The following is a 24,823-nucleotide window of genomic DNA, read 5'->3' as shown; positions in this document are numbered from 1 at the left end:
CTCCGTGCCGGAAAGGAAGAACATGAAGTTCATACACACCGCCGACTGGCATTTGGGCAACTCGATGCACGACATCAACCGCCAAAAAGAAACCGAGCAGTTCCTCGCCTGGCTCAGGGAACGCATCGTGGAACTCGGGGCGCAGTGCCTCGTAATCGCAGGCGACATCTTCGATACCACCAACCCGCCCATCGAGGCGCGCAAGCAGTATTTCCGGTTCCTCGCCTCCCTGCTCGAAACAAACTGCAAGAACATCGTCCTCATCGGCGGGAACCACGACTCGGGCGCACTGCTCGACGCCCCGCGCGACCTGCTCGAAGCCCTCAATATCCAGATGGTGGGCTCCCTCGGGGAGCGCCCCGTAGAAGAACTCGTGAAGGAACTGACGGATGCCAGCGGGAACGTCGTGGGCATCAGCGCCGCAGTCCCGTATGTACGCGAAACGGAACTGCGCCGTTTCAAGCCCGAAGACGCGGTGGATTTCGCCCAGAGTACATATAGCGGGCTCTACAGCGCCGTTTACGAGGCCGCCGAAAAATTGCGCGCCGGCCGCGACATCCCCATCGTGGCAACGGGCCACCTGTACGCCTCCAGGCTGGAAGGCCGCCCCGAAAACGACGAGGGCAGGGACGCGAAGGAACACGGCATGCGCGACATCGTCGGGAACCTCGGGACTATCCCCGTCTCCGTTTTCCCGGAAGGCCTCGACTACGTGGCCCTCGGGCATATTCACTACACCACCATGGTGGCGCGCAACCCGAAGGTGCGGTACTCGGGCTCGCCGTTCGTGCTCGGGTTTGACGAGGCAAGCATCCCGCACCATATCCTGGCAATCGACCTGCAGAAGGGCGCAGAACCCGCCGTGCAGAAAATCGAGACCCCGCAGTACTTCAAGTTCCTGCGCGTATCGGGCTCTGTCGCGGATATCGTCATGCAGCTGAACCAGCTGAAAAATGCGCCCGCAGAAAAGCCCCTGAAGGTGGAAGTCGTGTACGACTACGCTCCGGGCGTGAGCATCAACGAGGCGCTCGAATCCGTGCTGGAAGGCGCCCCGTTCGAGGTCGTGAGCAAGAAGGTGAAACGCGCCGACACCCTTGCGGCGGACGCCTTCTCGGACGATACGCTCGAATCGGTCGACGTCCTTACCGACGAGGAAGTTTTCAAGCGTCTCGTGATGAGCAGGATGGGTGCGCCCGAAATGGACGAATGCATCCAGAAGACCCTCGATGATTACCTCCCGCTTTTCAAGCAGGTAGTCGAAGAAGTCAACAACGAAACCGGCAGCGAGGAGGCCTAATACATGAAGATTCTGAAAGTCGAATTCGAAAATATCAACAGTCTCGCCGGCAAGTGGTGCATCGACTTTACCGACCCCTCCTACAGCGAACTGGACCACAGCCTTTTCGTCATCAGCGGAAAGACGGGCATGGGCAAGACGAGCATTCTCGACGCCATCACGCTCGCCCTCTACGGCGCCACCCCGCGCCAGGGTGTAATCTACAACGGCAACGACGGTAACGCCGTCATGACATCGGACAAGGGCACCTGTTTCGCCCGCGTCACGTACCGCTGCCGCAAGGGCACCTACGTATCGGAATGGAACCAGCGCCGCGCCCGCGACAGGGCCGATGGCAACCTGCAAAACGCGCAGGGCAAAATCTGGCGCATCGAGAATCCGCAAGACCCGATCTTTGCGGGCAATACCGGCAGGAACAGCGAACTGGCCAGGGCGAATGCCGAAATCATCCAGCTGGACTACTCGCAGTTTTGCCGTTCCATCATGCTCGCGCAGGGCGAATTCAGCAAGTTTCTCACCAGCGAAGAGAAGGAACGCGCCGACATCCTCGAAAAACTGAACGGCACCGAAAAGTACCGCCGCATCGGAAAGAAGGTGGGTGACCACAGGCGCGAGACGAAAGCGGCAAAGGACACTTCGCAGGCGGCATTCGATGCGTTGAACAACACCATGCCCAAGGCCGAGGACATCGAGAAGGACAAAGCCCTGCTCACAGAAGTCGCGGACAAGGAAAAGGCCCTCACGGACAAGAAGAAGGATCTCGAAGCCCGTATCGCCTGGCGCAACTCGATGAACGAAAGCACCCGCAGCCTGGAAAGCGCAGAAACCGAACTTGCAAAAGCGAACAAGGACAAGAGCGAATTCGCCGGCAACGAGAAGCGGCTTGCAGATGCCGAGAAGGCCCGCGAATGCGCAACGCTGCATACGGAACTGCGGGGATTCCGCAAGCACGAGGCAGACGACAAGGCGAAACTCGAAAATTTCCAGAAGCAGCTCCCGCAGGTGGCAAGCGACCTGAAAACCGCGGGCGATAACAAGGCCATCGCCGAAAAGGAGAAGACGGCCACCGAGCAGTTTATCGCCGAAAACGAAGCGCTCTGGAACGAAATCCGCAAGCTCGACCAGAACGTGAAAAACGCGACAAGCGTGAAGGCCGAAGCCGAAAACCGCAAGGCCACCGCCGCACAGTCTCTCTCCGAAGCAGAAGCGGAACTGAAAAAGGCGCAGGATGCCATCAAGTCGCTCGAACCGCAGGTCGAATCCCTCGCACAGACCCAGGAAGCGAACGCGAAGGACGCGGAACTTGCAGGAATTATCCCGCAGAGCGAAACGCTTGTCGCAAGCATCCGCGGGTTCGACAAGAAAATCGCCGACGAAGAGAAGGCGAAAAAGGCGTTCGCAGATGACTTGAAAAAGGCAGAAGAAGGTCTCAATGACGCAAACGCGCTCAGGCAGGAACTTCTCGAGCAGCAGAACGAACTTTTCCGGAACGACGTGCTCGCGCTCGCCAACGTCATCCAGAACCACCTGGAAGAGGGCAAGGCGTGCCCGGTCTGCGGCTCTACGGAACACCCCGCCTGCGGACACTCGAACGAAACGGTCGCCGATGAATCCAGCGTGACAAGCACCGCCGAAAAAATTCGCGAACTGAACACGAAGTTGCAGGACGCAGATGCGAAACTCGGGCAGTACGAAAATGCCAAGAGCCGCGCGTTGACCGCCGGGAATGCGGCAAGCGAAAACATCGAATCGCTGAACAGCCAGAAAAACGAGGCGAGCGAAAAGGTGGCGGAACTCTGGAAGCCCTGGGCTGAATTTGACCTTACAAACGCAGACAGCACCCTTGCCGACCTGAAATTGCGCCTGCAGCAGTTCACCGCAAACAAGACCAAGTTTGATAAACTTTCGAATGATCTTGCCATCGCCCGCAACAACGTGGAACTGTACGGCAAGAAGGTCCAGCATGAACAGGACCATCTCGAAAAGGAAACCGCAAACCTCGATGATGTCTCCCGCAAGCTGGATGAACTCCGCAGTTCCCGCAGCGAGAAGTTCGGCGACAAGGACGTGGAAGCCGTTGCGAAGGAAGCGACTGCCAGCAAGACCGCAGCCGCCAACAAGTACGACGCTGCCGACAAGGCGTTCCGCAATATCGAAATCAGGCACAACGAACTCAATACGCAAATCGCGGCGCTCAAGGGTTCCCTCGAAAAGACCGCGGGCGATATCAAGACCGCAAGCGAAAAATTCGTGAACGCAATCGCCGCGAAGGGTTTCGCCGACGAGAGCGCGTTCCAGGCCGCATTGCTGCAGGAAACCGAATTCACGAAGTTGCAGAACGAAAAGAAGCGTATCGACGGCGCCATCGCTACCGCAACCGGCAAGAAGCAGGCGGCAACCGAGGCCCTCGAAAAACTGAAGGCGGAACGCTCCGACGAGACGCCCCTGCAGGCCCTTACCGAGGGGAAAGCTGCCGTCGAAAAGGAACTCGGCGAACTGCAAGGCTCATCGGGTGCCGCACGCGCCCGCGTGAAAGCCTATACAGAAAACGTCGCCCAGTTGCAGATTCTGCAGAAGGATCTCGACGCGAAGAAGGCGGAACTTTCCCGCTGGGAGGCGATGGGCGAATGGTTCGGCGTAATGGACGGCAGCGACTTCGCCACCTTCGTGCAGGGACTTACCTTCAAGTCGCTCCTGAAGCTTGCCAACAAGCACCTGGCGATTGTCAAGGACCGCTTCAGGCTTGTCGCCGAAGGGAACCTCGGTTTCAAGGTGGCCGATTCTGAATTCGGCAACGACCGCCGTATCTCGAACCTCTCCGGTGGCGAAAAGTTCCTGGTGAGCCTCTCGCTCGCCCTCGGGATTGCCGACTTCGCGAGCCGCAACGTGCGCGTGGAATCGCTCTTCATGGACGAGGGCTTCGGCACGCTGGACGACGACACCCTGGAAGACGTGATGTACTGCCTCCGCTGCCAGCAGCGCGAAGGAAAGATGCTCGGAATCATCACCCACGTGGAATCGGTGGTGAACAGCATCAGCCAGAAAATCATGCTGGAACGCAGTACCAGCCAGAAGGGCCACAGCACGATAACCGGCCCCGGCGTCACTCGGGTGGCGTAGGTCACGCAACCGGCGTAGGTCACGCGCCCGGCCTAAAATGGACTGCGACGACCTACCCGTAGGTTTCGCTCAAATATTCCGCAAATTCCTTGAGCCTGCTGCGCAATGCGGCAGGCTTTTTTACGTGCGCCACGTTCGAGAAAGACACGACCCAGTTGAACAGGAGCTGGTTTACCTCGGCCTTGAGCTTCACGTTGATTTTCCCGTCCTTCGTCTTGCCGATTTTCATGGAGCGGTTGAACGGGTTTTCTTCTAGGTACAGGCGCGCACGGCTCTTGAACTCGATTTCGATATCCTGGAGTTTCGGTTCCTGCCCGCTCAAAAACGCCGCGCCCGATGTCACCTGCCTGCGCAGCTTGTCCACAACCTTCGGGTCTTCGACAAACGTCTGCTTCGAAAGCTTCACGCTCTTCATGCGCCTGAACTTGAGCGTGTAGGTATCGCCCGCATGCCTTTCGGACTGGCAACCCACATAGAGTTCGTCCTTGTAAATAATGACCATCAGCGGGGTGCGCGTCGACAGCTTCTCGGAATCGCCGCCATCGCGGTAGACCACGTCGATTTTGCGGTGGTCGTGAATCGCCTGCAAGATGGTGCGGATCTTTTCGCTGGCGTCCTCCTCGATATCGGGCGGCGTTCCCATAAACAGGATTTTCGTGTTCAGGTCGTCACCGAGCTGCCGGAGCGATTTCTGCTCGCGGGTAGGCAGGCTTTTCTCGATACGTTCCAGGAGCTGCGTGATGATTTCGCTTGTCGCAGGGTATATATTCGCGATGCGCTTCAAAAACACGAAATGCAGCATGGTGTTCTCGAAGTTCGGGAACAGCAGGCGTTCCGCGTTGTGGAGCGCGGAACGGTAGACCGCCGTGCGGCCATCGTTCTCGCAGGCGATATACCGGCCGCCATCCATTTCAGAAAGGAACCGCATATCACGCTGAACGTTACGGCGCTCCTCGTCGGGAATGTTGAATGCGTTCATCAGGTCACTCACGGTGAATTTCTTGCTCGGGTTCGAAATCACCTTCGCAAAGAGCTGTACTGTCCTTTCTCCGCGGGTCATGTCTGCCATAATATCTCCTGGTTGTATATACCATAAATATATACAAAAGGAACCATTTCATAACAAAATAGTTCCCTTATGCGACAAATATGGTCGTAAAATGAGCGTTTACAGGCCCATTGTGCGGCCCTCGCGGCTATCCTTGTAGGCAAGCTCCGACTTGAGCGCGTTGAGGACTGCTTCCGCGGTGAGTTCGCTCTCGTCGTAAAAACGGAGCGATGCGTATGCAGCGTTGAAGTCGCCCGGAGTGAGCATGCGCAGGCTGCGCGCCGCCTCGGGCATTTCGACCTTCGGGAAGAATCCCTTCCACAAAGCCTCAATGCCTTCGGGCTTCAGGTAGCCGAACTTCACCTTCAGCGCAAAGCGCCTGCGGGACGCCGTATCGAGTTCCCCCTCGAAGTTCGTCGCCGCGATGAAGATCCCCTTGAAGTTCTCCATCTGGGTGAGCATCTCGTTCACCTGCGTCACCTCCCAGTTACGGGCGGCACCGCTGCGGTCGCGAATCATGCTGTCCGCCTCGTCCAGGAAGAGAATCGCCTTCTTCTCTTCCGCTTCCTTGAACATCTTGCGGATTGCCTTCTCGGTCTCGCCCACGTAGCAGTTCAGCAGGTCGCTCGCCTTCTTGATTATTAGCTTGCGGTCGAGAATGCGGGCGATATGCTTCGCGAATTCCGTCTTGCCGGTACCGGGCGCCCCGTACAAGAGCATGTTCAGGCTATCGGCGCGGTCGCCCTTCTGCATGTCCTTCCACTTCGCGTCGAACGCGCTCATCACCTTCAGGATTTTCGGCATGTCCGCATCGGTGTTGATGGCATCGAGCAGGTAGCGCGGCGCTCGGCTTTCCTTGTCGCGACTCGCGTATTCCATATCCAGGTTCAGCAGGTTCGCCTGCGCCTCCGCGATGGTGCGGATGCTCTCCAGCGGGTCCACCTTGCAGCCCGACTCCAGCAACTTCTTGGTGCCCGCAATCGCCTGCGTAATGCCGCCCGCCGTAATCTGGAACTCCGAAGCAAAGCGCTTCAGTTCCTCTTCCGAGATAATAGCGCCTGCGCCCTGTTCACTTACCACGGACTGCCACACCTGTTCGCGCTTTTCGACATCGGGGCGTTCGAAACGCACGGAGTAGTCGAACCTGCGCAGCGTGCTGTTCTCAATATAGCCAATGTTGTTCGAAATCCAGATGACCGGAATCTTGATCTGTTCCAGGAAGAAGTTCAGCGCACCCTTCTCGCAGCAGTTGAGAATCACGTCGGATTCATCCACCAGGAGAATCGCCTTCTTCTTCTGGTACTTGGTGGCGGCATACAGGATACTCCCCATGCGGCTACGCACCACCGAGTTTTCCTTGCTGTCGCGATGCACGCCCTCGGTGCTGATGTTGGTGAGCACCAGCGGGCGCTTGAGTTCCTTCGCAATCGCCTTCGCGAGTTCAGTCTTGCCGGTACCCTCGACCCCGTAGAAGAAAATGTTCAGACCCTCGCCCACCTTCGCGTGCTTGATCATGTCGAAAGCCATTTCCACCTTCGGGTCCTTGCGGCAGAGTTTCTTGTACGGCACGCAGCCGCCCTCGTAAACCCTGAAGTAGAGGCTGTCCAGGTCATTGCCCGAATGCCCGTCCAGGAACATCCCGATTCGCTTGGAAATATCGAGGTCCTCGTCCAGGATACCCATCTGCTTGAGGGTGCCCTTGTTCGAGACCAGGTTCTCGAAATCCACATCCGGATAAAGCTGCGGGAAAACATCCGGGAGCGCCGCCCCGCGGAACCTGCGGGAACCAATCATGTCCAGGAGCGAACTGCACTGCTCCTTGTTGAAGAAAATCCACGAGAACAGCACGATTTCCATCTCGGCGTCGCTCAGGTTGAACGCGTTCTGCACAATGTTCAGGCGGCGGAAATATCCGTCGTCCACGCTGCAATTCTCCTCGAGAACCTTCTCGAGCTCGCGGGCAACGCTCTCGTAAAACACCTTCTGCGAGGAGGTGTCGAAAATGCCCTCGCCGCACAGGTAGTTGCGCACGAAATCGGCAATCTCCTTGACGGAACACGACCTGTCGATTACATCGTTAAAGCGCACCACCGCCATTTGGCGCCTCTGGTAAGCAACGCTCGTCTCCTCGCTGCTTTCGTCGCAGCGGAGCCTCTTTCCGGCGTAACTCCCGTTCACTTCCTTCACGAACCGCTTCTTGGCGGCACCGGTAATGCAGTCCTCTTCGGCATTGAGCTTCTCGAAATGCTCCGAGAGGTCCTTCAGCACGCGCGAGGCGGCCTCCTTCGTGAAAATCGCGATGCAGTCATCCGCATCCGGCATGCTCTTGGAGGCGCGCATCATGCGGATCCAGTACTCGTAACTCTTGAGCGTCACGAAGTCGTGTGTAATCTTCTTGTCATAGCGGCCGGCCTTGAGCGAGCCCAGTACACCCTTAAAATAATTCTTCTTCATACAATCCTCACCTATATATCGTCGCGAAAGTCAAAAATGTAAAGCGACCCGCGACCTTTTTTTCAACATTTTTAATATAGATTGAGAACGCGACAAATACTGCCGCAAAAAATCATTTCAAGTCCAGGACCGGGCTGAGGGCAGCGCCCCAATAGTACACGGCACGCATAAAGCTCCCCAGGCGCTTCGGAGCGCTCGCGTTTATGGGAAAATATCCCTTCTCGTTCAGGGCTTCTACGCTGTAGTATTTATCCTTGTCGTAGCAGAGGACCTCGTCGCGGAGGCTTTCCGCAATCGAAGCTTGGCATTCCACTGGCGACATCTGGAATTTTACGGCGTGCATGCGCTCCGCGACCGTTTGCATGTTGTGCTCGAAGGTCGCCGAATTAGGCGTATTGAATACAACGTAACGGCAATCCCCCGCAATCTTCTTTACGGCGTACCCCAGGTGGTTCATGCAGAGTTCAAAACGGGTAAGGTTGAACATGGGGGTAAGCTTCTTTTCCGATTCAGGCAACTCCACCAACGCGAACTGCTGTACCCTGAGCCACTCAAGAGCCGCCTCGTAGGTTTCGTTTTTTCCGAGGCCATTATGCATATAGTACGCACGCTTCCGGAATTCCAAAAATTCATCCACGTTCTCTTCAGAAAGCATCTTCCGCGTTTTTTCGTCCAGCCCATCCACAAGCGCATCAATCTGAGCGATGGCATCGAATACCGCCGACGGTTCCTGAAGTGGAAGGCTCGAATTCACCTGGACCAGATAGTAATATCCGGTGTCATCCGTCGTCTTGGAATACTGCGAGAATTCAGGTACACGGGCGCCCGCGCGTTCCATGAAGATGTAGCTGTCCACCTCCAATCTCGCTGCCAACGACTTGGCGATTTCCGCCGACGCGACAACGCAAACCAGGCAATCGCCATGTTCGCCCTCGACAAGCCTACACGGGAAGAAATTCTCCTGCATTTCAATCTCTTGCGGGAACATTCCCTTCTTGACGGCAAACACCGCCATGTTCAACCCATTGCTTGAAACAGGCGATCCACCCGCCTGGCCATAGTCGGGCAAGGTCATCTTGTGCGATTCGCAGAGCAGGCGCGTCATGACATCCAGTTCACGGTGCATCTCCCTCCGGTCCCTGCGTTTCCCGGCACCCTGCAACTGGTCGATTGCGAAGTGCAGCTTGCGGATATTCCACGGTTTGATTTTGCATTGTTCCATTTCATCCTCCTTATATTTCATCATCGGGAAGCAAGCTGGAATTCCTTCAGCTTCAGTTCGTTGATCATAGTTTCAAGGTTACAGGGCTCGCCGTCGTCACGCAATTTGAGCCCCGCTTTTCTCCATTTCGCATCTTTTCCTTCGGCAGCATTCTTTTCGTATGCGACCTCGGCAAGGGTCCACTTGGCGATAATGCTTTTTACGACCTTTTCGATATCTCTCTCGTGCCCTATGCTCATCAGGCCACAGTAACCGCCAAAGCTACGGTTCTTGACGTGAATTTCCTTCTTGCACTTGGGGCAAACCGCAGTCGCCATCGATCCTCCCGAAAGGGGCGAACCCGAAAACGAGCGGATGACCGCCGTGTCGCCGCACTTGCATTCCACTTTGAATTGTTCGTTGTCCCAGATTTCGAGGAGCGAGGAAAGCTTGAGGCCGATACTGACGAGGGTGCCAGCGAAGTTAAAATGCCTTACAGCGGACAGGTGTCCCACATAAAGCCCGCCGCCCCTGATTGCGTAATGCACATCGATATTCGCATACCGCGGGGTAGCGACAATTTCGTCCCTGTGCCGTAGGATAAGATCCAGATTATTGTAAAGCAACGCGCACTTGCGTTCGGAACGTTTTTTCAGGAGGGCGTTCAATTCCTCCTGTTCCCTGTTTTCCTGATGCATCTCGTCGCTCGTGAGCTTGAGACCGTCCGCCTCTCGCTTGCAAAAATCAACGAAACTTTCGCAATTGTTGTCCGAATGTATTGTCGCCATAAGTGACCTCCTGTCGATGGCACTGAGTTTGCGCAGCAAGGCCGCCTTGCCCTCTGCATTATATTATCGCTTATTTATGCATAAATGTAAATATACGCATAAGTCTAAACGTAATATACAAACCCCAGGCGACAAATACTGTCTCGATTTTGTCGATTTCAGGTAATTTTTAGGGGATTTTCGCCTTTTATATGGCCATTTACGGCAAAAAATCGCCAAGGTATTTATCTTTCAGCACGTCATCGTGCGAGTCGATAATCCGCTTGAGTTCGGGAATCACGGATTCCACGGAATTCCCGTTCTTCAGCGATTCGCCAACAGCGATCAAGGCCTCGTCGCGGGTCGTTTTATAGAGCAAGTCGACAAGTTCCCGAGCGCTGGAGACATCGAGCGCGAGGTCGTCGGAATGGATTTCGGGACCGCACGTCTCAAAATACCCAAAAAGAGATTCTGCCGAACAACCCGGGCTCTCATCGCGCTCCCACATGGTAAAGACTCGGCAAACCTCCCTGCCGTCAGGACGCACGCCCATGAACTCACGCTTCCAATACGCAACGTCCAGTTCCATCTCGTTTCCGCAATGCGGGCAAGTTCCCTCGCAAGCAAAACTTGACTTCACCTTATAGAAGTTCAAGCGTTCATCGCCAGCAACTTCACTGAAACGCCCATCAACTACGCAGGCTTCACCGCATTCGGAACATGTGACATCCACGTCTTGCAGGCAGATTGTGGGAAAGTTCTTGTCTATTTCCATAGAGATTCCTTTACTGTACTTTTATGGTTACGATATATATTTTTCCCTAGAACGGGAGATCGTCTATAGATTCCTTCTCCGCCTGCTTGAGCCCACGGCGGAGTGCTGCGGCGTACTTTTTCTGGACAGAAAACGAGGGTGGGAGCACGCAAGTCGCATCGCAAAGACGAGTGCAAAATTCAGCGTGACCTTTTTCGTCGATGTTGCATGCAACCACGGTATAGGAGCAGTCGGCGTCGTCAAAATCTTGAACAATCCCAAGCTCAGCATAGTCGTCATAGGCTATCTCAACGAAGTCGCCTTCCTTGAATTTAGCAGTCTTGTCGCTGCCCGTGCACCATAGCGAACCGTCTTTTAGGTAGCGCCGAATCGAAAGGGGCGCATACACGTTAACAACGCATTCCCGCGGCATTTCCTTGATGACAAATCCATAGACGTCATCGCGTTTTCGACGAACGATTTTCTTGATGTTCTTTTCGGCATCGCGCAAGGTCTCGAAATACCCGACCTTCGTTTGCCAGGTGAGGGCGCATGGACCGGCACAGCGGTAGCACCTTTCCTTATAGACCTGATATATATGACTTTCGCAGGGTGCGAACTCGTAAACCTCTAGGATGAAAATACTCTTTGTTTGTTCTGCTCGTTTTTTCATGCTTACTCCTTCACGTTTTCCGTCCCCTTGATCCAGCGGGTACCCGGGCCGTAATTGACGATGTTTACGGCGAAGGGTGTCTGTTCCAGCAGTTGCTCGATTTGTTTGACCACATTCAAAATTTCGGGAATCTTCTCCGCGAAATTGTTCTTGTTCAGGGTGATTTCTATCATCTTGTGCTTTTTTGTCTTGATGCGCAGAATGTAGCGTTCCGGCGTGCCGCCGGTACCAAAATACTTGTACTCGCTTTCCAGGTTCCACTCGTAGCCGGACTGCGACATCATCTGCGGCACGATGGTCTCGATACTCTTCGACGCCATTTCCGCAAGCTTCTTCTGCTTTATCTCCTCGGTCCTTTTCTCTTCGATAATCGCCTCGGCCTGCTTCTCGTACTCCGGGTACTTCTCAAGAAAACCGCGCAGGTCTTCCAGCGAGGCGCAGATATCCACGTCATGGATGTCTTCCGATATCATGTGTACGTAATCGCCCCTGGAAAGGCCGATCTTGCTCCGGAAAAAGATATGCCCTATTCCAGTCGCAAGATTAACGGAGAGCTTGATGCCCATTTTCGACCGCTCTCTCCACGCCTTGGGACTGAATTCTATTTCGACACACGAGTCCTTGAGGCGCCTGAGTATCTCGTTATGATAGTCCTTTATTTCATTCGCAAAGAGGGTCATCTTGTAGGCCACTATCTTGTAATCCCTGCAGTAGGGGTCCTTCCCGTCTTCGCGCGACCTGCCGAGCCCCAGGGTGAGCCCGCGCCAGAACTCAGCCATCAAAAAATGGCACGAGGTCTCTAGAAGTTTCTTTTTTTTCATCATTCACTCCTCGGAATAAAGGTGACGCGATTGCGCCTGATTTTGCGGATCCACGTAGAGTTCTCTGCATAGCACTGCCTGCTGCAAATGACCCACAGCACGTCGATGGGGCGCTTGGTGTTGAATACCGGAGGCGGGGCGTAGCCGTCGGTAAAGTAGATGAGCCCGTCGTATTCGGGGTGTTCGCAGTAGTAGTCGGCAGCGGGCTGGAAACTCGTACCGCCGCGGCCCATAATCTTCACGGTCCTGCGCGCCTTCTTGAGCGGCTCGATTTCGCCCTGAATTTGGGCGTCGAACTGCAATACGTCCAGTTTCTCGACTCCGTATTTGAAAAGGCGGTTGATGACCGAGAAGAAAAACTGTAGGCTCCTGTCGGTGACGGACCCGCTTACATCTACCGCGATAAGCAAGTTCGTCGAGAGTTCGTAGCGGCTGCCCATCGCGTCGAAACCGGAACGGCGGTTGGGCCGCATGCGCGTGAGGCGGCGCCTGCTTGAGATGACCGAGGTCTTGAACAAACTAAGCATCTTGCGGTAGTCCATGTCAACTTTCAGGCTTGCCTTGATGAGGCCCTGCAACTTGCCCGCAACGGTGCCCCAGTTGTTGCTCGCGGTGGCGACTTCGATAAACTCGTTTATACTGCAGCACGCCTCCTCGTTGTCTTCCCAGAGTTCCGAGATTTGCGAGTTGCGATGTTCCTGCGAATTGCCGGCGCCAGAATTACCCGAAGCGCCCGAACCCTTGCCACCGGAGCCGCCGCCGTCTCGGCCAGAACTGCCGCGATTATTTTGGCCAGAACTGCCGCCGCTTTCGCCGTCGCCCTCCTGACCGGAACCATTTCCATCCTGCCCGCCTTCTCCCTGTTCAGACTTGTCGCCCTGACCGGGGCCACTATCCGTTTTCTGCGACTCGCCACCAGACTTTCCCGAATTCGGTGTCGATTCTTGCAGGAGCAGATTGTAGTATTCCTCGAAGCACAGCCCGCCGGGGAGCTTCTGCTCCGTACCGCTCATCTGCTTCTTCACTTCGCGCGATACATCGTACACGTCCGCAATCGTTATATTGCTCGCCATGGTCAGCAGCGCCTTCGCGGCGAAAGGGGGCTGTCGCTGGTATGGGTGCTTGAGCAATATGCGGAACATCTCGATTTTCATGTATTCCGCCAGCACGTCGTCTGCAATCTTGTCCAGAATTTTCGGGGCGAATTCAATCTTCATGTTGCCAGTTCTCATCGGCACTTCAATCGCACTGTTCTCCACGAATTCGTGACTGCAGTAAACCGCAAACAGCAGCGGCTCCGTCAGGAACCACCGCTCGCCGATTTTCTTGATGCGGTCTATAGCATTCATATCTACTCAATCTCGATGGATCCTATCGGCCTCTTTGAGGCCTCCAGGATGACAAACTGGGTTAAATTGACTGGACGAATTGCGTGATTTTCTTGTACAGTTCGGGGCACTTCATGATGACAAGCGTCATGGCGGCCGGGTACATCGAGGAGGAATACAGGTTCGCGAAATGCGCCTGCGCCTCGCGGAATTTTTCGCCCGAAAGGAATTCAAAGTATGCGGCGAAGTTCTCTATCACCTTCGTCTCGTCCTTTGCGTCGTAGCCCTTCGTCTCAATGAAGCGGAATACGGACTCGTTCACGGAGGCAAGTTGCGGCGTGGTGCACTTCCTGATTGCCGACTTATGCTTCGCGAAATCGCCGAGTAGTATGTCTTTCGCGCTTGGGAGTTTCTTCTGGTTGATTGTCGCGAAGAACTTCGATGCGGCAGGCATCCCGATGATGCCCGCAATTACGGTCTTTAAAAGCGCCGATACTTCGTTTGTCTGTAACACCTTCGAGACGCGCTCCCACCCGCGCCTGTCGGGCGACTTTTCGAGCCCCTGGTCCTCGCGGGTAAAGGCGGCACCGTCGAGCATATCCGGGTTTTCCGAGATGAAGTCGATAACGCGGGAATCGAGCCCCGCCTTGGATGCCCACAGGAGCCATTCCTGCGCGGTGGGCTTGAATTCGTAGATGTTGAAGCGGCTCACGAGTGCCGGATCCAAGTCAGTGAGCTGGTATTCCTCGCCGTCGTTCACCGCGCTAATCACGCGGGAGCCCTCGGGCAACTTGCGGCCCGCAAGAGTCCGGTTGAGCGTCAGGTCCATGATGGTCTGCAAAACCTCCGGGCGGGCGCGGTTCAGTTCGTCCAGGAAAAGGACCACGGGCTTGCCGTCCGTCGGGAACCAGTACGGCGGTATAAAAATGGTCTTGCCTGCGACCTCGTCGAGCCGCGGAAGCCCAATCAAATCGCCCGGATCGCTCATCTGCCCGAGGAACAGAATTACCACGCGTTCTCCGCGCGCCGTGAAGAACCTCTCCAGGATCTGCGACTTGCCAATCCCGTGCTTGCCCGTGAGCATTATGTTCTGCGATGCGGGAGTCGCTGCCAACAGCTTTTCCAATTCATTCGCGTTTATTCTTACCGCCATACAATCCTCTTGTCTATTTTATTATCTCTATATTCATCGGAAACGTCATGTTCTTGCTCAGGGCTTCTATCTGCCCGAGCACATCGGGCAACTCCGCCAGACGCTTGGCAAAATTCCTGCGGTTGAGCGTAAACTCCATCCAGGTTCCGTGCCCTCCAACCTTGAGCAGGTAATCCCTGCCCCGTTCTACCAGGTCCCAACGGTATCCCATCGGTGTAAGGAGCTGTGAAACGGTCGCCTGGATGCCGCTCTTCGCCATTTCCTCCAGCTTGTTATTTTTCTCGAATTCAAGTTTCTTTCGTTCGAGCCCTTCCATGTACCGCGGGAAATTGTCGATGAAATTTTCAAAGTTGCTTATTGTCTGTGACAGATCGCAATTCGCTTCCGTCCGGGATAATGGTGAAAGCCCTTCGATATCGAGGCGCACATGGAAATCGGTCGACAAACGGAATTCGATAGTACCGACAGAATCAAGCTGCCGGACAATTCTGACACCAGCGATTTTATCGCCTTGCTGGTAGAATTCCCCCGAATGTGTGCCAGTCCTAAGTACAATGCAATCACATTCAAGGTGCCGTTCCTTCAGTTCGTTATAAGCGCAAAGCACCTCCCCTTCGGAAGGCACATACCCCCGCTCACCGGGGACAAGAATCCCGCCAACCAGCTTTTCCCAATACCTGTACGCAATCCGTTCAAAAGAACGGTCCTTGTTCTTATTAACCATAATAGCGTCCTGTGCATAATATACCATCCAACTGCGACAAATAATGTCGCTTTGGAAATTGGCCGAAAAATTCCCGACGAATGCATTATTTTATCGTTTTATACCGAAATTTTGTCAAAAAAAGCCAGGTAATAGGGAAAAACGCGAATTATCCGGTACGCTAGCGCGCAAAAGGTGTTAAATTATGTTATATAGGTACAGAGGATTCTGCGCATGACTACGTCTAGATTTTCGACTCTTTCCGCCATCGCCCTGCTCGTGGGCTTGTTGGCATGCTATTCCGTGGCCGCACCCGCTGCCGGCCGCACCGACAAGAACGATGCCGCACTCGTCGACGAAGACAACGCGAAGGCACCCGAGGCAAAGGCCGAAGGGGCCGAGAGCGCCGCCCCTGCAAAAGAAGAAGCCGCACCTGCGCAGTCCAACCCCGAATGCGACAATACCGCCAAGCCGGAAAGCAACATCCCGATATTCCCCATCGTGATGTCGGCCATCGGTACAGTCGCCTTCATCGTCCTCGCCATCATCTTCTAGGGGGCTACCATGCGAAACTTTTTCAAGAATTTCCCGACCGTAGCGATCCTCGCCACCTTCCTTGCGACCTCCGCCCTCGCCGACTCGATGTGCTATGACCTGTGCGTATCGTGCCACGGCGAAACACGCGCCGAGAACTGCGACAAGATAGAATCCACCTGCAACTGCCCGTTCGTCATCGACAGCGCGAAATCCAAGAACATGGGCGTGGAACTCGGCAAGCGCAAGCTCACCGAGGCGATTCTCGCAGGCTGCGACAAGGCCGCATGTGCCCGGAGCATCACATTCGAAAACGGATACTACAAGTCGATGGACAAGGGCCGCACCATGCTCACGAAGTTCCAGCTGCTCTCGGGTACGTCCGACGCAAGCGAACGCGCCCTCAAGATGCAGCCCCAGGCTATCCGCGCCGCAAACGCTACGGTCGATTCGCTCCAGAGGCGCCGTAGCCTGCTGCCCATCGCGCCGATGTCGCAGGAATGCACCGACCGCTGCAACACTTGCGCGCTCGCTGCACAGCCCGCAGGCGACGTGATTCTCATTGAGCAGGAACCAGAAATTGCAACGCCGCCCGATTCCGCGGCGCTCGCGAAGGCACACGCAGATTCTATCGCCCGCGCCGATTCCGCCGCGAAGGCCGAAGCCGAACTCAAGGCGTTCTGCCAGCTTGCGGAATCCTCGTGCCAGTGCAAGGCGCACGAGCAGAACACCCGCGACATCATCGCCATCGACAAGGAGATTGCCGAAAAGACGGCATACGCCGACAGCCTCCTCAAGTTCCGTACAAAGCTCCTGCGCGAAGAGATGGCCCGCGCCATCGCGGATTCCGTGCAGGCGCATTGCAACGTGGAAGGCAAGTGCAGTTACACCGTCACGTTCACAAGCGCTGAATTCGCCATCCTCGAGATGCACCCGACCGAAGAACCCAAGCCGGTAGCGGCCGCAGCACCCGCGGATACCGCAAAGGCGGCACCCGCAGTAGAGCAGGCGCCCGCAAGCGCACCTGCCGACACCACGGCCGCGCAGCCCGCACCCGCGGCCTGCCCGCAAGCCGCCGAATCCGCCCCGGCCGATTCCACAAAGAAGAAGGACCGCATTTTCTACAAGGTCATGGAATTCACGTACGGCAACTTCGGCGAGCACAGCTACTACCAGAAGGGCTACGGACGCATCCGCAACCTTGACGACGAAACCGGATACGAGGGCGGGCTCACCTATTACCTGCGCTGGTACTTCTACGACGGCGGCGCGTTCAGCATAGGCATGGGCACGTTCTACCACTACAAGAAATTCACCCTCGAAGATACCCTCGCTCTTACAGACAAAGTAGATATCTACTACCACAACATCGGGCTCGATATCCCGATATCGTTCAGGCTAGGCGTGCCCTACATTCCCATATTCAAGCCGTTCATAAGCCAGACCTTCAACTTCCACAAGCCCATCTTCGAGATATACAAGGTGGAGGCTCCGGAATCCGAGAAGGAACTGAGCAAGGAAGAAGAAGTCAAGGAGGCGGCGAAGGACCAGCTCGGGCTCGGGTTCCTCGACGATATCGAGACGCGCTTCAACGGAGTGAAGGACCTCACGTTCTCCGTGTGGCTCGGGATTGGCCTGCAGATTACGCGCCACTTCTCCGCCGAATACCAGTTCAACTTCGGCGTAGGCGGCAGCGGGCACTCGCACAGGTTCGATACCGACAACTACTGGCGTATCGTAGTCGATTTCGCGTGGTAGCTTATAGCCCGCGCGGCAAGGCGCTCGCTACTTCTTCCTGAAAACTGTAAGGAGTGATTTCGCGCGGGTGGCGCCTACGAGCAGGCAGCGTTTCCAGTCTTCGTGCCTGCTCGCCTCGGCGGGTTCCTCGATGTCGGTAAGTATTACCGCCGTAGAATCAAGACCCTTGATACGGTAGACGCTCACGATATTTACCTTGTCCTTAATCAGAGTCTTGTCGCCCCCCGCATTCCATACAATGCGGTCATCAGAAATACCCTTGAGCGCGGAACTCTTGTCGCTCTTCATCGATACCACGAGGATATCCGAAACGGAAAGGTGCTTCTTCTTTATGAGTTCGTCGATACGAGCGCGCAGCATCTGCGCCTGCTCTGCACCGTCCCTGTACTGCATTTCCTTGACAGTTTCACCAAGCACTATGTTGTCGAAAGCCTGCAGCCTGAACCCGGTATTCTTGCGCACCCATTCGAGAATACGCTTCGTGCTGCGGAACCCGCGGTTCAGCACCATCACGGGCATCTTCTCGACCTGCGCGTTATCGATACCGTTGCGGCTTGCATACAGGCGTTGCGCCGGATCGTAGAAGAACCTCACGGTGCCGTGTTCCTCGTTGTGCAAGAGCCCGAGGAATGAGTCTACCCATTCGCTCGCGAAGTCCTGCCCTTCGTCGATGATTACCGCATCGTAAAAGAACTTCTCGCGCGTTTTCTTGTCTTTCGCCAGAATTTTCTGCGCCTTCACGAATGCCTGGGGGAGTTCCTTGTCAAAATACAGCGACCTGTCGCCACTCTTCGCTACCTTCACCTTCGCGGCGCGTACATATTTCTCGCACCATTCAGAATAGGCAAGCACGTCTACGCGCCCGTAACTCACGCCGCCGTCCTGCGCATACTTCTTTTCGACACCTATGCGGTCCTTGCTTATTACCTTGTCTACATCGTGCTTGAGTTCTGTTGCCAGCAGGTCGTTATAGCAGGCTATCGCCACGTTCTTGCCTATGCGCGAAAGGCGAAGCGCATCCCACACTACCATGTGCGACTTCCCAGAACCGGCCACTCCCTCGATGCGCATGCGCGGGTTGCGCGAGATGGATTCCATCATCATCTGCTGCATCTCGGTCGCCTCCTGGAAGCAGTTCTCGTAACTGCTCTTAATGATTTCTGCCGCATCGGGTTTTTCGCCCTGGCCGTCAAGGAAGTTCCTGAGCCTAAAGAGCGAATCCTCGTCGAGGTACTCGTTCATGAACGGCATGTTGCCGTTCGCCTGTACAGGAGTTTCGAGAATCTCGATGATTCGCTTCTCGAAACGTTTCGCGTTGAGAACGTCTGGCCGCAGCAGCGCGCGCTTCCTCGGGATTTCCGAACCGGGAATCCCTTCCATGCTGTCCATGTCGCTAAAGCATACCGCCCACTGCACGCGCACCTTGCGCATCTTCCCTTCGCGTGCGGGCTCGAGGATTTCCTTCATGTATTCGTGCAGGGGAGAAATAAGCGAACCCACTTGCTCGCTCGGCGGCGGCACCAGCGGGTTATTACCACTGAACCATTCCGTGGCCTTTGATTTCTCGTTATACCTTGTCCAAATCTTGCCGCCCTTGCATTCCACAATAAGCATGCCGTACTCACGGTGGTACAGAATGCAGTCAACCTCCCTGTTCATGGCGCCACACGCACGGCTGTTGAAAACAAGGTGGCGGTTCATCCACACGTCCCACGCGGGTCCGAGTGTTTCTGCCATATGGAAAATGGCCCACTCCGCGCTGGATTCTGAATTCGGGTTGATAGTAATACGGATCGGCATCTAGATCTCCGGCATAAAGGTTGACAACATATATCTATAAAAAAAAACGCCCCAGCGGGCGGTCTTCTGCAAATTTTTTCTTGCGGGCTTTCGCTACTTCTTGAGGCCTGCCGCCTCGAAGAACGGGATGTTGCGCGGGTTGGGGAGCGCCACCTCGGTAATCCAGTTGTACTCGGCGATGCCCTTGAGGCCGATGCGTGCGCACAGCTGGTCGCGGGCCACGTTGTAGGCGTCGAGAATCTGGACCTTCTCGCCTTCCTTCGCTTCCTCGATTTTCTTGGACCAGCTCACGCCGAGTTCCACGAGGGCGGCGCTCGCCTTCACGTACTTGTTCGCCTGGTCCTGCGTCACCACGGGTTCTGCAGGGGCGGTGAACGGGTCGACGTTCACTATGGGTACGGATTTCGGGAGGTTCGCCTGCACCTGCTGCATCTGCGGCTGGTCGCCATCGTCGTTTTCACAGGCAACAAAAAAAGAGGCGATAGCCAGAATTGAAATTGCAAGAATTCGTTTCGACATATGCGCCTCTTTTTTTAATAGCGGTTCAGGGATTTGAACCCCGGACCAATGGATTATGATTCCAGTGCTCTACCACTGAGCTAAACCGCCACGTAGGGGCAAATATAGCATAGTAGTCGAGCAATTTCAAGGGATTTCCCGAAAAAAACTAGTAATGTACCTCGGTTTTGACGGAATCGCCCCAGTAAATAACCTGCCAACCGGGCTCGGTGCTCTTCAACTTGAAGTACGGCCTGTCGGCGTCAATCTGCATCTGCGTAGGCGGAGCGGCATGCACGTGGATGTGCGAGAACTTCATCTGGTGCTCGCTGTGGTAGTGCCCGCAGAAAACGTGGTTCAGGTTCTTGAACTTCGAGAGAACCTGCTGCACCTCCATCATGTTCCTCAGGTGGTAGTGCAGGTCCATGAACTTGTGCCCGCAAAAGCAGGGCGGGTGGTGCATAAACAGTATAACTTCGCCGTCGACCTTCGGGACTTCTTCCTCGAGCCAGTCGAGCTGGTCGCGGGAAACCTCACCGATTGCACTGTCCAGGAAGAACATGGACTTGCCTTCGAGGTCGTAGCGGAAATAGCACTTGCCGTTCTTCACCGGCATGTCGAAGAACTTCACCATCACGTCGAGACTGTCGTGGTTGCCGGGGATAATGCACACGGGGCACTTGACCCCCTTGAGCTGTTCCGCGATATAGCGGTAGGCGCCCGGCTCGGCGTTCTCGTTCGCGAGGTCGCCCGAAAGCACGAGAAGGTCGATATCCTTCATGGATTCGGAATTCAACGCGGTAAGGAAGTTCTTGCGAACATCGATCCCTTGGACAAGGTTTTCATCCTCACCGATATGGATATCCGTTATCTGACCTATCTTCAATACTTTAGACGACATTAGTGCCTTTAATATAAAATATTAACTGCCGTTTATACAAGAAAAAAGAATTTATCTGCACTGAGTGTGATATTTCGCATATTCACAGACCTGCAGGTTTCCGGATTCTTCAATAAGGGGGTGGTGAATAGTTGTTCACAGCCATTGAAAAGTAAGGTTCAACACTTGTGAACATTGAAAAAAGTTGAGAGACTATAAACTTTTCAACATTTCTCAACCTTCAACATTTCTTCATAACCTATTGACCATCATCACCTTATGCAAAATAGCCGGAAAACTTATCCACTATAAACAGCATCATAGTTATTACTATATATATAAATAAATAGATAACTATGATATGGTGGTGGATTAGGCCTTTTCCTCTTTCTTGGCAGGTGCTGCAGCCTGTGTCGGCATGCCCATCTGGCAGTTGCCCTGGAACATTGCTCCTTCCTGGATAATGAGCTGCTTGGTCTTGATGTTGCCCACGAACTTGGAGGAGCTCTCGAGGATGAGCTTTTCGGACACGTCGATATTGCCCTTCACGCTACCGGCGACAACGGCGTTGGTGGCCTTGATTTCGCCTTCGATGTAGCCGCTGCGCTCGATGATGAGCTCGCCTTCGATGTTGATGCTGCCGTTCACGTTGCCGGCAACACGCACGTCGCTCTTGCCGCTGATGTCACCCTTGATGGTGATGCTGCCGCCAATCTGGGTAATTTCCTGTTCGCCTTTTGTAGCCATTTTTAACCTCTTAGTAGTTGATATAGGTTTCCGGGTCCTGCGGGACCCCGTCTTTAATAATAGTATAATGCAGGTGCGGTCCGTTCGTGGTACCCGTGGCACCCACCGATCCGATGATGTCGCCCTTGTGAACGGGGCTCCCCTTTCTCGTCTTGATGTTCATCAGGTGCGAGTAGGTAGTGACGTAGCCGTTCCCGTGGTTGATTTCGATGGTGTTCCCGAGTTCGCCCTTCTTGCCTGCGAATTCCACGGTTCCCGTTCCGGTAGCGAAGACCGGGTTACCCGGGTTAGCCGAGAAGTCCGTACCGAGATGGCCGCTTTCTCCGCTGAATTTCTTGCTCACGATACCCACGACAGGTACGATATCCGGAATTTTCTCGATTTTTAACTTTTCCTCGAGGGTTTTCCACCCGTGTCCTTCGAAATCGATTTCGTTTTTCTCGGAAGGCGAGTGAGCGAACCTGTTCCTGTCTATAATACTGTTGATTTTGTTGGAGTCGTTCTCGATAAACGTCTCGAATATGTTCTGGATACGCTGTTCCAGTATCCAGAGGGAGTCAAGGCGCTCGAACATTTCCTCGTAGTTCTTGTCTTTCTTGATAAGTTGGGCATTGACCACGCGGATTTTCTCGTAACTTGCGACAATCCGGTTGATTTTTGCCAGATTGTAGCAGAAAGCACCGAGAACAATTATGAAAATTACCAGAAAAATCTTCCAGAAGAGGAACCACCTCGTCGAAACCTTGAACTTTTTGATTTCGTGCGAGTCTTCCGGGATAATCTGTACTGTGTAGTACTTCTTTTTCATGAGCTGCCTAGCGGTTTTCCATGATTTCCTGGATGCGAGTCAGGTCGTCCATGCTGTAGTACTTGATGACGATGGTGCCTTCCGGCTTGCCGGAGCTGCTCGGGTTGAGCTGCACCTTCGTGCCGAAGAACGTCTCCAGTTTGGATTCGAACTGTTTCATGTCGGCGCTCAGTTCCGGCTTGGGCTTCGCGGGCGTCTCGGGCCCTTCGGCAGGCTCAGGGACCTTGACGTTTTCGGTTGGTGAGCCTGTCGAACCATCGTCGTCGCCGCGGATAATCGCCTCGATCTGGCGAACGTTCAGACCTTCCTCGATGATGCGTTCCGCAAGCGATTCGGGGTCGCCAATCTTGTCGCTGCAGAGTGCGCGGGCGGCACCGCTGTTCAACTTTCCTTCCTCTATCCACAAGAGCACCTGTTCCGGGAGCTTGAGGAGGCGCAGGCTGTTGGTAATCGCGGAGCGCGACTTACTCACAATCTTGGCCAGGTCTTCGTGCTTGTAGCCGTGCTTATCGATAAGTTGTTGATAGGAACGTGCAATTTCGACCGGGTTCAGGTCGACGCGCTGGATATTCTCGATGAGCGCCCATTCCGCCATCGCCTTGTCGTCAAGGTCCTCGAAGACTTGCGCCTTGATTGTCGGGAGACCTGCAATCCTGGTCGCGCGGGTACGGCGTTCGCCGCTGATAATCTGGTAACGGTCGCCCACCTTGCGCAGGGCGATCGGCTGGATAAGACCCTGCTGCTTGATGGAGTCGGCAAGTTCGGAAAGTTCCTCGTCGTCGAACGCCTTGCGCGGCTGGAAGGGGTTCGGGTCGATAAGGTCAATCGAGATTTCAACAATCTTCTCGAACTTTTCGGCAGTTTCGGAAGGATTGTTGATAGTGTTCGCCTGTTCACCTTTAAAATTGATGTCGTGGTCCTTCATGATGGCGGCGAGGCCGCGACCCAGTGCAAAAGATTTCTTTCCCATTACTTACCCTTGTTCAGAATTTCCTCGGCGAGTTTCATGTATGCCTGCGAGCCGGTGCTCTGCACGTCGTACAGGATGACCGGCTTGCCGTGGCTGGGCGCTTCGCTCAGGCGGACGTTTCTCGGAATCATCGTCTGGAATACCGTGTCGGAGAGGTTCTCGCGGACTTCGGCGGCGACCTGCTTCGAGAGGCTCAGGTTTGCGGAGTACATCGTGAGGAGCGCACCCTCGATCTTGAGGTTCGCGTTCAGGTTCTTCTGCACTTCACGGATGGTCTTGAAAAGTTCGGTCATACCCTGCAGGGCGTAATATTCGCACTGGATAGGGATAAGCACGCTCGTCGCGGCGGTGAGCACGTTCAGCGTGAGCAGGTTCAGGCTCGGGGGTGCGTCGATGATGATGAACTCGTATTCGTTCTTGAGCACGTTGATGATTCGCTCGAGCCTGTGTTCGCGGCTCATCGCGTTCACCAGTTCGATTTCCATGACGGCGAGGTCCGGGCCAGAGGTAATGACCTTCAGGTAGTCGAGGCTCGTGTCCATGACGGCGGGCGCGATGTTCTCGAGCGTCATGTTGTCCGGGTTTTCCGCCAGGTCCAAAACCTCGTGGATATCCACTTCCTGGGATTCGTTGAAGCCGAGCCCCTGCGACGCGTTCCCCTGCGGGTCCATGTCGATAAGGAGAGTCTTCTTTTCGAGAGCGGCAAAACTTGCAGCCAGGTTGACGGCTGTCGTGGTCTTGCCCACGCCGCCCTTCTGGTTGCATACTGCTATCACTTTACTCATTTATTACCTCGAGTGACTAAGGCGTAATCCTGTTCTTCGTTCGGCAGCTTGTATTTCCAGATGTTGACTGCCGGGTCGTTTTCCAGGTGTGAAATGCTATTGAAACTTTTTAATGTGAGGAATAGTCCACCCTTCTTGAGGGCGGGCTGCGCACGTTCCCAGTCGTTTTCGAATGTCGAGAGGGCGCGGCAGCTGATGAAGTCCAGGTTGGCAAGGCCCGAAGTCTCGAAGCGCTTGCCCACCACGGTCAGGTTCTTGAGTCCGAGTTTTTCCTTCGCGTAGTTCATGAACTCCACGCGCATGTGGCGGGGCTCGACCGCATAGAACTGGACCTCGGGCATCGCGATGGCGAGCGGGAAGACCGGGCACCCTGCACCTGCACCCATGTCGGCCCATTTTTTCCCGATTGTCATCCTGGAGGAAACGGAGTTTCCGATAGGATCCATAGATTCTATCGCAATGTCCAATTCCTTCACTATATATATATAGGGAATGAGCGAGTCGGCGATGTGCCTGCTGAGAAACTTCTCGGAATCCTTCGCTGAAATCAAGTTGCCGAATTGCTTGGTTTCCACCACCAGATCGGCAAAGTCATAGAGCTTGTCCATTTGCTCTTTGGACAACTCAGAGAGAATATGTTCCTTCAGGAACTGGTTCAGGAGATTCTGCTGCTCTATGTTCGTTCTGTAACTCATTGCTATGTTTCACGTGGAACCAAAATCGT

General features: G+C 54.8%; 22 protein-coding genes and 1 tRNA gene. 4 read left to right on the top strand and 19 right to left on the bottom strand.

Features of this window, described 5'->3' with window-relative positions; genetic code table 11:
* Positions 1-22: 22 nt before the first annotated feature.
* Positions 23-1,297 carry an exonuclease subunit SbcD gene (gene sbcD, locus BUB22_RS08970; RefSeq protein ID WP_073114872.1) on the top strand — a complete coding sequence of 425 codons (1,275 nt, stop codon included), beginning with the start codon at positions 23-25 and terminating at the stop codon, positions 1,295-1,297.
* 3 nt (positions 1,298-1,300) lie between these two features.
* Positions 1,301-4,417: an SbcC/MukB-like Walker B domain-containing protein gene (locus BUB22_RS08965; RefSeq protein WP_073114841.1), complete on the top strand. Its 3,117-nt coding sequence runs from the start codon at positions 1,301-1,303 to the stop codon at positions 4,415-4,417.
* A 52-nt stretch (positions 4,418-4,469) separates the two neighbouring features.
* Here the strand turns inward: BUB22_RS08965 and BUB22_RS08960 are convergent, their stop codons facing one another.
* The 10 genes from BUB22_RS08960 to BUB22_RS08915 all read right to left on the bottom strand — a co-directional run bounded on the left by BUB22_RS08960 (position 4,470) and on the right by BUB22_RS08915 (position 15,340).
* Positions 4,470-5,486: a helix-turn-helix transcriptional regulator gene (locus tag BUB22_RS08960; RefSeq protein ID WP_073114840.1), complete on the bottom strand. Its 1,017-nt coding sequence runs from the start codon at positions 5,484-5,486 to the stop codon at positions 4,470-4,472.
* Between the two features lie 99 nt (positions 5,487-5,585).
* Positions 5,586-7,919, bottom strand: a complete 2,334-nt coding sequence (locus BUB22_RS08955) for an AAA family ATPase (protein WP_073114839.1) — start codon at positions 7,917-7,919, stop codon at positions 5,586-5,588.
* A gap of 112 nt (positions 7,920-8,031) precedes the next feature.
* A complete protein-coding gene (locus tag BUB22_RS08950; RefSeq protein ID WP_139258901.1) occupies positions 8,032-9,141 on the bottom strand; it encodes a hypothetical protein in 1,110 nt (369 codons plus the stop codon).
* A gap of 20 nt (positions 9,142-9,161) precedes the next feature.
* The gene (locus BUB22_RS08945; RefSeq protein WP_073114837.1) at positions 9,162-9,908 is read right to left on the bottom strand and encodes a hypothetical protein; all 747 of its coding nucleotides are present in this window, start codon (positions 9,906-9,908) and stop codon (positions 9,162-9,164) included.
* A gap of 199 nt (positions 9,909-10,107) precedes the next feature.
* Positions 10,108-10,662 (bottom strand): hypothetical protein, encoded by a 555-nt coding sequence (locus tag BUB22_RS08940; RefSeq protein WP_073114836.1) that lies wholly within the window; start codon positions 10,660-10,662, stop codon positions 10,108-10,110.
* Between the two features lie 46 nt (positions 10,663-10,708).
* Entirely contained in the window at positions 10,709-11,314 is a 606-nt protein-coding gene (locus tag BUB22_RS08935; protein WP_073114835.1) for a hypothetical protein, read from the bottom strand.
* Positions 11,315-11,316: 2 nt separating this feature from the next.
* The gene (locus BUB22_RS08930; protein ID WP_139258899.1) at positions 11,317-12,135 is read right to left on the bottom strand and encodes a hypothetical protein; all 819 of its coding nucleotides are present in this window, start codon (positions 12,133-12,135) and stop codon (positions 11,317-11,319) included.
* Complete coding sequence (locus tag BUB22_RS08925) at positions 12,135-13,484, bottom strand: VWA-like domain-containing protein (RefSeq protein ID WP_073114833.1); 1,350 nt, start codon at positions 13,482-13,484, stop codon at positions 12,135-12,137. The genes BUB22_RS08930 and BUB22_RS08925 overlap by 1 nt, the downstream gene beginning before the upstream one ends.
* 61 nt (positions 13,485-13,545) lie before the next feature.
* Entirely contained in the window at positions 13,546-14,616 is a 1,071-nt protein-coding gene (locus tag BUB22_RS08920) for an AAA family ATPase (protein WP_073114832.1), read from the bottom strand.
* Between the two features lie 13 nt (positions 14,617-14,629).
* The gene (locus BUB22_RS08915; protein WP_073114871.1) at positions 14,630-15,340 is read right to left on the bottom strand and encodes a hypothetical protein; all 711 of its coding nucleotides are present in this window, start codon (positions 15,338-15,340) and stop codon (positions 14,630-14,632) included.
* Between the two features lie 213 nt (positions 15,341-15,553).
* Between BUB22_RS08915 and BUB22_RS08910 the strand changes: the two genes are divergently transcribed.
* Together BUB22_RS08910 and BUB22_RS08905 are read left to right on the top strand one after the other, a co-directional pair.
* Positions 15,554-15,874, top strand: coding sequence for a hypothetical protein (locus BUB22_RS08910; RefSeq protein ID WP_073114831.1), 321 nt, complete (start codon positions 15,554-15,556; stop codon positions 15,872-15,874).
* Between the two features lie 9 nt (positions 15,875-15,883).
* The gene (locus tag BUB22_RS08905; protein ID WP_073114830.1) at positions 15,884-17,611 is read left to right on the top strand and encodes a hypothetical protein; all 1,728 of its coding nucleotides are present in this window, start codon (positions 15,884-15,886) and stop codon (positions 17,609-17,611) included.
* A gap of 27 nt (positions 17,612-17,638) precedes the next feature.
* Here the strand turns inward: BUB22_RS08905 and BUB22_RS08900 are convergent, their stop codons facing one another.
* The 9 genes from BUB22_RS08900 to BUB22_RS08860 all read right to left on the bottom strand — a co-directional run bounded on the left by BUB22_RS08900 (position 17,639) and on the right by BUB22_RS08860 (position 24,794).
* Entirely contained in the window at positions 17,639-19,411 is a 1,773-nt protein-coding gene (locus BUB22_RS08900; protein ID WP_073114829.1) for a DEAD/DEAH box helicase, read from the bottom strand.
* Between the two features lie 93 nt (positions 19,412-19,504).
* Positions 19,505-19,930 (bottom strand): hypothetical protein, encoded by a 426-nt coding sequence (locus BUB22_RS08895; protein ID WP_073114828.1) that lies wholly within the window; start codon positions 19,928-19,930, stop codon positions 19,505-19,507.
* Between the two features lie 18 nt (positions 19,931-19,948).
* A tRNA-Met gene (locus BUB22_RS08890) sits at positions 19,949-20,020 on the bottom strand.
* A gap of 58 nt (positions 20,021-20,078) precedes the next feature.
* Positions 20,079-20,810 (bottom strand): metallophosphoesterase, encoded by a 732-nt coding sequence (locus BUB22_RS08885; protein ID WP_073114827.1) that lies wholly within the window; start codon positions 20,808-20,810, stop codon positions 20,079-20,081.
* A 351-nt stretch (positions 20,811-21,161) separates the two neighbouring features.
* A complete protein-coding gene (locus tag BUB22_RS08880) occupies positions 21,162-21,536 on the bottom strand; it encodes a bactofilin family protein (protein ID WP_073114826.1) in 375 nt (124 codons plus the stop codon).
* A gap of 10 nt (positions 21,537-21,546) precedes the next feature.
* Complete coding sequence (locus BUB22_RS08875; protein ID WP_073114825.1) at positions 21,547-22,344, bottom strand: M23 family metallopeptidase; 798 nt, start codon at positions 22,342-22,344, stop codon at positions 21,547-21,549.
* Positions 22,345-22,351: 7 nt separating this feature from the next.
* Complete coding sequence (locus BUB22_RS08870; RefSeq protein ID WP_073114824.1) at positions 22,352-23,314, bottom strand: ParB/RepB/Spo0J family partition protein; 963 nt, start codon at positions 23,312-23,314, stop codon at positions 22,352-22,354.
* Entirely contained in the window at positions 23,314-24,099 is a 786-nt protein-coding gene (locus tag BUB22_RS08865; RefSeq protein WP_072811598.1) for a ParA family protein, read from the bottom strand. The genes BUB22_RS08870 and BUB22_RS08865 overlap by 1 nt, the downstream gene beginning before the upstream one ends.
* A complete protein-coding gene (locus BUB22_RS08860) occupies positions 24,096-24,794 on the bottom strand; it encodes a 16S rRNA (guanine(527)-N(7))-methyltransferase RsmG (protein ID WP_073114823.1) in 699 nt (232 codons plus the stop codon). The genes BUB22_RS08865 and BUB22_RS08860 overlap by 4 nt, the downstream gene beginning before the upstream one ends.
* Positions 24,795-24,823 lie beyond the last annotated feature (29 nt).

The organism is Fibrobacter sp. UWCM (genome assembly GCF_900129735.1).
In the GTDB taxonomy this organism is placed as follows: Bacteria; Fibrobacterota; Fibrobacteria; order Fibrobacterales; family Fibrobacteraceae; genus Fibrobacter.
The sequence above is the reverse complement of the archived record's forward strand: the minus strand, read 5'-3'. Positions and strand labels throughout refer to the sequence as shown.

Bases quoted from the DNA above. Each gene is read 5' to 3' on its own strand.
- sbcD (WP_073114872.1), top strand. From the start codon at position 23: ATGAAGTTCATACACACCGCCGACTGGCATTTGGGCAACTCGATGCAC.
- BUB22_RS08965 (WP_073114841.1), top strand. From the start codon at position 1,301: ATGAAGATTCTGAAAGTCGAATTCGAAAATATCAACAGTCTCGCCGGC.
- BUB22_RS08960 (WP_073114840.1), bottom strand. From the start codon at position 5,486: ATGGCAGACATGACCCGCGGAGAAAGGACAGTACAGCTCTTTGCGAAG.
- BUB22_RS08955 (WP_073114839.1), bottom strand. From the start codon at position 7,919: ATGAAGAAGAATTATTTTAAGGGTGTACTGGGCTCGCTCAAGGCCGGC.
- BUB22_RS08950 (WP_139258901.1), bottom strand. From the start codon at position 9,141: ATGGAACAATGCAAAATCAAACCGTGGAATATCCGCAAGCTGCACTTC.
- BUB22_RS08945 (WP_073114837.1), bottom strand. From the start codon at position 9,908: ATGGCGACAATACATTCGGACAACAATTGCGAAAGTTTCGTTGATTTT.
- BUB22_RS08940 (WP_073114836.1), bottom strand. From the start codon at position 10,662: ATGGAAATAGACAAGAACTTTCCCACAATCTGCCTGCAAGACGTGGAT.
- BUB22_RS08935 (WP_073114835.1), bottom strand. From the start codon at position 11,314: ATGAAAAAACGAGCAGAACAAACAAAGAGTATTTTCATCCTAGAGGTT.
- BUB22_RS08930 (WP_139258899.1), bottom strand. From the start codon at position 12,135: ATGAAAAAAAAGAAACTTCTAGAGACCTCGTGCCATTTTTTGATGGCT.
- BUB22_RS08925 (WP_073114833.1), bottom strand. From the start codon at position 13,484: ATGAATGCTATAGACCGCATCAAGAAAATCGGCGAGCGGTGGTTCCTG.
- BUB22_RS08920 (WP_073114832.1), bottom strand. From the start codon at position 14,616: ATGGCGGTAAGAATAAACGCGAATGAATTGGAAAAGCTGTTGGCAGCG.
- BUB22_RS08915 (WP_073114871.1), bottom strand. From the start codon at position 15,340: ATGGTTAATAAGAACAAGGACCGTTCTTTTGAACGGATTGCGTACAGG.
- BUB22_RS08910 (WP_073114831.1), top strand. From the start codon at position 15,554: ATGACTACGTCTAGATTTTCGACTCTTTCCGCCATCGCCCTGCTCGTG.
- BUB22_RS08905 (WP_073114830.1), top strand. From the start codon at position 15,884: ATGCGAAACTTTTTCAAGAATTTCCCGACCGTAGCGATCCTCGCCACC.
- BUB22_RS08900 (WP_073114829.1), bottom strand. From the start codon at position 19,411: ATGCCGATCCGTATTACTATCAACCCGAATTCAGAATCCAGCGCGGAG.
- BUB22_RS08895 (WP_073114828.1), bottom strand. From the start codon at position 19,930: ATGTCGAAACGAATTCTTGCAATTTCAATTCTGGCTATCGCCTCTTTT.
- BUB22_RS08885 (WP_073114827.1), bottom strand. From the start codon at position 20,810: ATGTCGTCTAAAGTATTGAAGATAGGTCAGATAACGGATATCCATATC.
- BUB22_RS08880 (WP_073114826.1), bottom strand. From the start codon at position 21,536: ATGGCTACAAAAGGCGAACAGGAAATTACCCAGATTGGCGGCAGCATC.
- BUB22_RS08875 (WP_073114825.1), bottom strand. From the start codon at position 22,344: ATGAAAAAGAAGTACTACACAGTACAGATTATCCCGGAAGACTCGCAC.
- BUB22_RS08870 (WP_073114824.1), bottom strand. From the start codon at position 23,314: ATGGGAAAGAAATCTTTTGCACTGGGTCGCGGCCTCGCCGCCATCATG.
- BUB22_RS08865 (WP_072811598.1), bottom strand. From the start codon at position 24,099: ATGAGTAAAGTGATAGCAGTATGCAACCAGAAGGGCGGCGTGGGCAAG.
- BUB22_RS08860 (WP_073114823.1), bottom strand. From the start codon at position 24,794: ATGAGTTACAGAACGAACATAGAGCAGCAGAATCTCCTGAACCAGTTC.